Source organism: Micrococcus sp. LASM2_SD2 (genome assembly GCF_057364565.1).
Genome location: NZ_JBNFOB010000343.1, coordinates 1 through 1,679 on the forward strand (window position 1 = coordinate 1; position 1,679 = coordinate 1,679).

Genomic DNA, 1,679 nt, shown 5'->3' on the forward strand with positions numbered 1-1,679 from the left:
CGCGGCGCAGGCCCGTGGGTGCCCACGCCGCGGGGGCCACGGCCACGGCCGAGGACGCCCCGGCCTCGGAGTCCCCTGCACGGGAGTCCGCCGGCGAGCACCGTTTCGACGACGAGCGGACCGAGCCGTACACCGGCGGTGACGAGGACGGTCCGTCGCAGGACGAGCAGGGCCGCCGTCGCATCGAGGAGGGTGACGAGGACTCGAGCCGCGGCACCACCGAGATCGTGGAGGACGGAAACCGTCCGGAGGGACGCGCGTGATCGCTTCCTGACGGGGTGCACCGCACCGCCGCCGCGCAGAGAGCCGGCCCCGGCAGAGCAGACGGTCTGCCGGGGCCGGCTCTCTTCGTCAGCGGCGGCATGCCCCGAATGTGCGCCGGCATGGCCCACATGCGCGGCGGCATCCGTCATGTATGCGGCGACAGCGCCTCATGGCCGCAACAGCGCCTCATGGCCACAACAGCGCGGTGCGGCGCGAGACGCCGAGGGGAGCGGTACTCGGCGGGTCAGCCGCCCTGACGCTCCTCGCGGCGGCGCAGGAAGGCCGCCCCCCAGCGGTAGGAGAGGGCGCCGAGCGTGGCGACGCTGGCCAGCAACAGGCCGATGAGCCAGGCCGGTGCCTGGCCGATGCGGGTCAGGAGCGGGCCCGGCTCGGCCCAGGCCATGGAGGCGTCGTCCGCGTCGTTCTCCGCGAGGATGCTGCGCAGGTCCTCGCTCTGGTCTCCGGAGGTCGCCTTCGGCTTCTGGAGCTTCTCCTCCTGGGCGTGCTCCAGGGCGGCCAACGCCTCGTCCTCCAGCAGGCGGCCGGAGTTCTGCAGCCCGGACAGGGCGCTGTCCATGGTGTCCCGCAGGGCACTGCGCCCGGTGCCGTCGTTCGAGCCCAGCGAGGGAGTCCCCTCCTCCTTCAGGACAGGGCTGGCACCCGGGACCGGGCCGGTGTCCAGGTCAAGCGGCTCGCCGGACGGCGAGGCCTCACCGGCCTCCTGGGACGCGGGCGGCTCCGCAGAGGGCTCCGGTCCCTGGCCGCCCCCGTCGGACGGCGGGGCCCAGGCGCCCGGGGCCTGAGAGTCCGGGGCTTCCGTGTCCGTGGTCTCGGACTCCGTGGGTACCGGGGTCCACGGGCTCGACGCCTCGGGTGAGGGGGACCAGGAGCCCGGGGCCGAGGGCGTTGGCGCCGGGGACCAGGGATCGGTGGGCGAGGGCACCGGCAAGCCCGACGGCGAGGGGGCCGGCCTCCAGGACGGGGACGGTGTCGGGCTCGTGGTCGGCCGCTCGGTGGGGTCGTCCGAGGGCGTCGGGCTGTCCGAGGGGCTCGGCACCGGATCCTCGGAGGGGGCGGGGTCCTCGGAGGGGTCGTCCGAAGGGCTCGGGGACGGCTCCTCGGAGGGCGTGGGGTCCTCGGAGGCGTGGGGTCGGACGGATCGTCGCCCGGGGTCGGCGAGGGGTCCGTGGTCGGGTCTAAGGACGGATCGTCGCTCGGGGACGGCTCCGGCTCCTCGGTCGGCGTGGGGTCCACGGGCGCGGTCGGATCGTCGGAGGGGTCCTCCACGGGCTCCGTGGCCGGCGTGGTGCTCGGCTCCGGAGTCGGCTCGGTGGCCGGCTCGATGCTCGGCTCCTCTGACGGGGACGCGTGCGGCCCCCGGGGTGGGCTCGCCGGGCGGGGTGGGGGTGGTGCGT

2 protein-coding genes and 1 pseudogene are annotated in these 1,679 nt (G+C 75.7%); 2 read left to right on the forward strand and 1 reads right to left on the reverse strand.

The features are described 5' to 3' along the window. A partial coding sequence (locus AC2W7A_RS12190; protein WP_485991575.1) for a hypothetical protein occupies positions 1 to 263 on the forward strand: 263 nt, incomplete at its 5' end. Positions 264 to 508: 245 nt separating this feature from the next. On the opposite strand, the gene AC2W7A_RS12195 is transcribed toward AC2W7A_RS12190, so the two are convergent. Next, positions 509 to 1,207, reverse strand: coding sequence for a hypothetical protein (locus AC2W7A_RS12195; protein ID WP_485991576.1), 699 nt, complete (start codon positions 1,205 to 1,207; stop codon positions 509 to 511). A 243-nt stretch (positions 1,208 to 1,450) separates the two neighbouring features. Between AC2W7A_RS12195 and AC2W7A_RS12200 the strand changes: the two are divergent. Beyond that, positions 1,451 to 1,679 (forward strand): annotated as a pseudogene (locus AC2W7A_RS12200) (hypothetical protein); the annotation flags it as partial.